This is a genomic window from Nonomuraea lactucae, from assembly GCF_003313395.1.
Lineage (GTDB): Bacteria > Actinomycetota > Actinomycetes > Streptosporangiales > Streptosporangiaceae > Nonomuraea > Nonomuraea lactucae.
This window is the reverse complement of record NZ_QNFZ01000863.1, coordinates 1-6,456: the sequence shown is the minus strand read 5'-3', so window position 1 is coordinate 6,456 and position 6,456 is coordinate 1. Positions and strand designations below refer to the sequence as shown.

The following is a 6,456-nucleotide window of genomic DNA, read 5'->3' as shown; positions in this document are numbered from 1 at the left end:
GTCGTGGCCACCTCCGCCGCGGGCACGGCGACCACGGCGGAGGCCGCGGCGGCCAACCCGCTGCGCGACCCGCGCGACAAGCGGCTCCCCCGGGTGGCGGGACCGTGCGTGCTGGTGCTGTTCGGCGTGACGGGAGACCTGGCCAAGCGCAAGCTGCTGCCGGCGATCTACGACCTGGGCAACCGGGGGCTGCTGCCGCCGGGCTTCTCCCTGGTGGGGTTCGCCCGGCGCGACTGGAAGAACCAGGACTTCGCCCAGCTCACGCACGACGCCGTCAAGGCGCACGCGCGGACGCCCTTCCGCGAGGAGGTCTGGCGGCAGATCTGCGAGGGCATCCACTTCGTGCCCGGGGAGTTCTCCGACGACGGCGCGTTCGACGCGCTGGCGATGGCGCTGAAGGAGATCGACGAGACGCGGGGCACGGGCGGCAACTACGCGTTCTACCTGTCCGTGCCGCCGAAGTTCTTCCCCAAGGTGGTGGAGCAGCTCAAGCGCACCAGTCTGGCCGACTCCCCGCCCGGGTCGTGGCGGCGGGTGGTCATCGAGAAGCCGTTCGGGCACGACCTGAAGTCGGCGCACGAGCTGAACGAGATCACCACCTCGGCCTTCCCGGAGAGCTCGATCTTCCGGATCGACCACTACCTGGGCAAGGAGACCGTCCAGAACATCATGGCGCTCCGGTTCGCCAACAACCTCTACGAGCCGATCTGGAACCGCAGCTACGTCGACCACGTGCAGATCACGATGGCCGAGGACATCGGCATCGGCGGCCGGGCCGGCTACTACGACGGCATCGGCGCGGCCCGCGACGTGATCCAGAACCACCTGCTCCAGTTGCTCGCGCTGGTGGCCATGGAGGACCCGACCTCCTTCGAGGCGTCGTCGCTGCGGCGGGAGAAGGAGAAGGTGCTCAAGGCCCTGCGGCTGCCGGCCGACCTCGCGGCCTACACGGCGCGCGGCCAGTACGCCGCCGGCTGGCAGGGCGGCGAGAAGGTCGTCGGCTACCTGGAGGAGGACGGCATCCCGCCCGACTCGAAGACCGAGACGTACGCGGCCATCAAGCTGGAGATCGCCAACCGGCGCTGGGCGGGCGTGCCGTTCTACCTGCGCACCGGCAAGCGGCTGGGCCGCCGGGTGACCGAGGTGGCCGTGGTGTTCCAGCGGGCGCCGCACCTGCCGTTCTCCAAGGACGACACCGAGATCCTCGGCCAGAACGCCCTGGTCATCCGGGTGCAGCCGGACGAGGGCATCACGGTGCGGTTCGGCTCCAAGGTGCCCGGCACGGCGATGGAGGTGCGCGACGTCTCGATGGACTTCGCGTACGGCGAGTCGTTCATGGAGTCCTCCCCCGAGGCGTACGAGCGGCTGCTGCTCGACGTGATGATCGGCGATCCGCCGCTCTTCCCGCACCAGCGGGAGGTCGAGCTGTCGTGGATGATCCTCGATCCGATCGAGGAGTTCTGGGCCACGCAGGGCCAGCCCGAGCCCTACCCGGCGGGGTCGTGGGGTCCGCCGTCGGCCGACGCCATGATGGCGCGTGACGGCCGCGTGTGGAGGAGGCTCTGATGACCACGTTCATGCTGAGTGACACGACGGCCGGGAAGATCTCCAGCCAGCTGATGATGCTGCGCCACCAGATGGGCGCGCCCGCCATCGGCATGGTGCTGACCCTGGTGGTGGTGTGCGACGAGCGCGAGCAGTACGACGCGCTGCGCGCGGCCACCGAGGCCGCGCGCGAGCACCCGTCCCGCATCCTCGTGATGATCAACCGGGAGACCGACGAGGCGACCCGGCTCGACGCGGAGCTGCGCATCGGCGAGTCGACGCCGGGCGAGGTGGTGGTGCTGCGGCTGTACGGCGAGCTGACCGAGCACGCCGACTCGGTGGTCAGCCCGCTGCTGCTGCCCGACACGCCCGTCGTTGCGTGGTGGCCGGGCGAGGCGCCCGCCGTGGTCTCCCAGGACCCGATCGGGATGCTGGCACAGCGGCGCATCACCGACGCCCGGTCGGCGGGCGACGACGGCGTCAAGTGCCTGGTGGCCAGGGCCAAGGGTTACGCCCCCGGCGACACCGACCTTTCGTGGACCCGGCTGACGCCGTGGCGCAGCCTGCTGGCCGCGGCCTTCGACCAGCCCGTCGGCGAGGTGCGCAAGGGCCACGTGGCGGCGGCCGCCACCAACCCGAGCGCCCCGCTGCTCGCCGCGTGGCTGTCCGAGCGGCTGGGCGCACCTGTCAGGGTGGGCGCCTCCGGCGGTCCGGGGCTCACCACCGTACGGCTCACCACGGGCGACGGGGATCTGTCGATCTCCAGGAACGACGCGCGGCTCGCCACGCTGTCCCGTCCCGGGGCGCCGGACCGGAACGTGGCGCTGGCCCGGCGGCGCACCCCCGAGTTGCTGGCGGAGGAGCTGCGACGGCTCGACCCGGACGAGACCTACGAGTCGGCCGTCAAGCATCTCGCCCGCACGCACAGGTCCTAGCCCGGACCGAGGAGGTCCCTGGCCGGACTCGCGGCCGGGCGCTCTCGTGGCGCCCGGCCCCGCGGGGCCGTGAAAGACTGGCCACCGTGAGCGTTCCCACCATTGTCGTCCACCGCGACGCCGACATCCTGGCCAAGGCCGTGGCGGCGCGGATCATCACCCGGCTCGTCGACGCGCAGTCCGCCAAGGGCTCGGCGTCGCTGGTGCTGACCGGAGGCACGGTCGGCATCGCGACGCTGGCCGCCATCGCCGGCACGCCCGCCCGCGACGCGGTCGACTGGCGGCGTCTCGACATCTGGTGGGGCGACGAGCGCTTCCTCCCCGACGGCGACCCCGAGCGCAACGAGACCGGCGCCCGCCAGGCCCTGCTGGACCACGTGGACGTCGACCCGGAGCGGGTGCGCGTCATGCTCGGCCCCGACTCGGGCCTGACCGCGGAGGAGGCCGCCGACGCCTACGCCACCGAGCTGCGCAAGGCGGCCCGGCCCGAGGACCACGGCCCCGCGCCGTCGTTCGACGTGACGCTGCTCGGCATGGGTCCCGACGCGCACGTGGCGTCGCTGTTCCCGGGGATGCCCGCGCTCTACGACACGCGGCCCGTGGTGGCGGTGCACGGCTCACCGAAGCCGCCGCCCACCCGCATCTCGCTGACGCTGCCGACGATCCAGGCCTCGCGCGAGGTGTGGGTGGTGGCGGCGGGCGCCGAGAAGGCGGGGGCCGTCCGGCTGGCGCTGTCGGAGTCGGGGCCCGTGCAGGTGCCGGCGGCGGGAGCGCGGGGCCGGAGCCGGACGCTGTTCCTGCTGGACCGGGCCGCCGCCGCCAAGATCCCCCCGGAGCTCGGCCGCATCGCCTCCCCCTGACGGCCCCCTCGCCCGCCGGCTCAGCGCAGGCCCAGGACCTTCAGCACAGGCTCAGGACCTTCAGCACAGGCTCAGTCCTTTCAGCGCAGGCAGGACCGTCAGCGGAGGCTCAGGGCCTTCGGCGCAGGCTCGGGGCCGGTTCAGCAGGCTGCGGACACCAGCGCGTCGATCTCGGCGAGGAGCTCCTTCTTGCGCCCGGGCGGGAGGTAGGAGGCGGTCACGCCGTTGCGGGCGAGCTGGGCGAGCCGTTCCCGCCCGAACCCGAAGACGCGGGCCGCCACCCGATACTCGCCGGCCAGCGTCGTGGCGAACATGGGCGGGTCATCGCTGCTGAGCGTCACGAACAGGCCCTCCTCCAGCAGGCGTGGCAGCGGGTGGTCCTCGATGCGAGCCACCTGGCCGGTGCACACGTTCGACGTGGGGCAGACGTCCAGCGGGATCCGCGTCTCGCGCAGGTGCGCCACGAGCCTGTCGTCCTGGAGGCAGGAGATGCCGTGGCCGATCCGCTCGGCGCCGAGGCCGTCGATGACCTCCCAGATCGTCTCGGGGCCCGACATCTCGCCGCCGTGCGGGACGCTGTGGAGCCCGGCGTTGCGGGCGGCGGCGAACGCGTCCCGGAAGGCGTCGCGGTGGGCGGAACGCTCCTGCTCGATCCCGCCCAGGCCGAAACCTACCAGCGCCGCGGGAGGTTCCTCCAGGGCGTGGGCCACGGTGACGGCCGCCGCCTCGGCGCCGTACTCGCCGGGTATGTCGAAGATGTACGCCATCTGGACACCGTGGTCGGTCGCGGACCGGCGGGCCGCATGGTCGAGCGCCTCGGTCACCTCGCGCATCGGCATCCCCACCACGTGATGGGCGTACGGGGTGACCTGCAGCTCGACGTACCGGGCACCCTGCGCGGACAGGTCGCGGGCCAGTCCGGTCACCAGGGTCGCCACGTCCTCGGGCTCGCGCACCAGCGCGTTGACGGCCTTGTAGACCCGGGCGAAGTGCGGGAAGTCGGTGAAGGTGTAGAAGGCGCGCAGCTCCTCCTCGCCGGTGGGCACCCCGCCGCCCGGGTGGCGGCGGGCCAGCTCCAGCACCGTGGGCAGGGAGGCGGAGCCGACGAGGTGCACGTGCAGCTCCACCTTGGGCAGCGCGTCAATGAACGCCGCTACGGAGTCGTCAAGGGTGGCGTCGGGACTCATGTCTGCGACGATAAGCCCGGCGTTCCGCGGAGGAACAGCGCGTGAGGGTGAATCTCACGCGAAGTTGTAAGGTTCCGCCGACGAGGCGTCCGCGGGGACGGCAGCCGCGAGGACGGGGCCAGACATCCCCGGAGGTCGGGTGGCTCCCATCAGGCGGGGGCGAACCAGTCGGCGGCCTCGGTGCCGAGGTTCCACGACTTCTCCAGAAAAGGCGTGGTGGATATCGACGCCGCGGTGCGGGAATTGGCGGCGCGTACGGCGTCCGCGTGGTCGTGGAGAATGCTGCCGCTGGAAACGTCCAGGAGCCAGAGTGGCCTGAGTTCGGCGCCGCGCAGCGCCTTCGCCTCGGTCGACTCGATTCCGGCGTGCATCCAGCGCAGGCCAGCCTCCAGGGCCCGCCGCAAGGGCAGGTAGAACACGACGTTGAAATACTCGGCGGCGTCGCGCAGCCGCGAATAGTCGAATCCCGCCGAGCGCACGTAGAGCGTGTCACCGTGAACGTAATAGAGCACGTGCCCGACCGGCCGCTCCCCCGGCGGGGCGCACAGGATGACGCGGCCAGCCGTGCCCAGGTGCTTGACCTGGGCGGTGAGCAGCGTGAGGTAGAACGAGGCGGGGTGGCCGTGCCCGTACTTGGCCTCGGTGCCCGCCAGCAGGTCGGCGGCCGAGCCGGTCCATTCGGCCAGCGGGGCGTCGATGATCTCGTAGCCCGCCGCTTCGAACCGCCTGATGTCGCTCCTGACCGTCTGCCGCCGGTTGCGCCCGAGCGAGTGCAGCCAGGCGTCCCAGCCCCCCGCGGGGATCCGCAGCCAGGCGTCGGCCTTCAACAGCACGGGAACGGCCTTCACCCCGGCCTGGCGTAACGCCGCCGCGTCGGCGGTGCCGAGGTACATCGCCACGGCGGGCAGGCCCACCTCGTCGAGCGCGGCGCGCAGGCCCTTCGCCGCCTCGTCCCGATCGGCGCCCGGAGAGAAGAGGAGGTGCGTCTGGTAGCCGTGCCGTGGCCCGGCCAGCAGCCCGGTGGGCGCGAGCGCGGGCAGCCCCCGCGCGGCGAGGATCGCGGTCCAGTCGTAGAGGGGATTGGGCAGGCCGCCCGCGAGGGAGACCGGGAGCGCGGCGGTGCGGCCACCGGAAAGCGTCGCGGTGACGGCGCCCGCGGGCATGGGTGACGTTTCCGCGCAGAAAGCGAGCCAGCGGCGCGACGAATACAGGCGATTCGCGGTCATCGAATCCCAGACCGCCGACGACATGCCGCTCAACGGGTCGACAAAGGGAAGCACCGGGACGGCCCCCGTTCGATCGCGGCGGAATTCCCCGGACACGCGCCGATGCGCGGTGCGACATTCTCGTGCCCAGGTGCGGCCCGACAGTCTCGGACATTCGCGAGATTCGCATGCTGAAAGATCGCTGTCAAGGAATCACCGCAGCGGCGGCGGCCTGCCGGCGAGTCCGGCATGCGAGTCCGGCATGCGAGTCCGGCATGCGAGTCCGGCATGCGAGTCCGGCATGCGATGCCGCCCGCGGTGACTAACGCGGCGCCTAGCTCCCCAGGCGGTGCAGCGCCTAGCCCTCCAGGCGGTGCCTGGCGTGGCGCTCCTCCCGGCGGGCCACCTCCAGGCGCTGCCGGCTCTCGTCCAGCCGCTTGCGCGCCTTGGCCAGCTTCCCCTCCAGCCCGGCGACCCTCTCGGCGCGTTCTTCGTGCTCGTGTACGGCTGCCGCCAGCGCCTCCTGCCACTCGCGGTGGACCGCCTCGGCCTCCCGCCGCTCCCTGGCCTTGCGTTCCTCGGCCTCCTGCCTGGCGCGCTCCCGTGCGGCCTCGGCCTCCTGCCTGGCGCGGGCACGAGCGGCCGCGTCCTGCCCGGCACGGGCACGAGTCGCCTCGCCCTCCCGCCTGGCGCCGACCCGGGTGGCCCCCTCCGCCTCGTCCTC

At 72.5% G+C, this 6,456-nt stretch carries 6 protein-coding genes; 3 read left to right on the top strand and 3 right to left on the bottom strand.

Annotated features, from left to right (window positions below):
- Positions 1-3 precede the first annotated feature (3 nt).
- The 3 genes from zwf (at position 4) to pgl (ending at position 3,340) form a co-directional block, all read left to right on the top strand.
- Entirely contained in the window at positions 4-1,566 is a 1,563-nt protein-coding gene (zwf, locus tag DQW85_RS29895; RefSeq protein WP_113703173.1) for a glucose-6-phosphate dehydrogenase, read from the top strand.
- Positions 1,566-2,480, top strand: coding sequence for a glucose-6-phosphate dehydrogenase assembly protein OpcA (locus tag DQW85_RS29890; protein WP_113703172.1), 915 nt, complete (start codon positions 1,566-1,568; stop codon positions 2,478-2,480). Before zwf ends, DQW85_RS29890 begins: the two co-directional genes overlap by 1 nt.
- A gap of 86 nt (positions 2,481-2,566) precedes the next feature.
- Complete coding sequence (pgl, locus tag DQW85_RS29885) at positions 2,567-3,340, top strand: 6-phosphogluconolactonase (RefSeq protein ID WP_113703171.1); 774 nt, start codon at positions 2,567-2,569, stop codon at positions 3,338-3,340.
- Positions 3,341-3,480: 140 nt separating this feature from the next.
- Here the strand turns inward: pgl and add are convergent, their stop codons facing one another.
- The 3 genes from add to DQW85_RS29870 form a co-directional block, all read right to left on the bottom strand.
- Complete coding sequence (gene add / locus DQW85_RS29880) at positions 3,481-4,527, bottom strand: adenosine deaminase (RefSeq protein ID WP_113703170.1); 1,047 nt, start codon at positions 4,525-4,527, stop codon at positions 3,481-3,483.
- Positions 4,528-4,676: 149 nt separating this feature from the next.
- Complete coding sequence (locus DQW85_RS29875) at positions 4,677-5,690, bottom strand: GNAT family N-acetyltransferase (protein WP_162795483.1); 1,014 nt, start codon at positions 5,688-5,690, stop codon at positions 4,677-4,679.
- Positions 5,691-6,090: 400 nt separating this feature from the next.
- Positions 6,091-6,456 (bottom strand): hypothetical protein (locus DQW85_RS29870; RefSeq protein WP_205315515.1); only part of this gene is annotated, 366 nt, incomplete at its 5' end.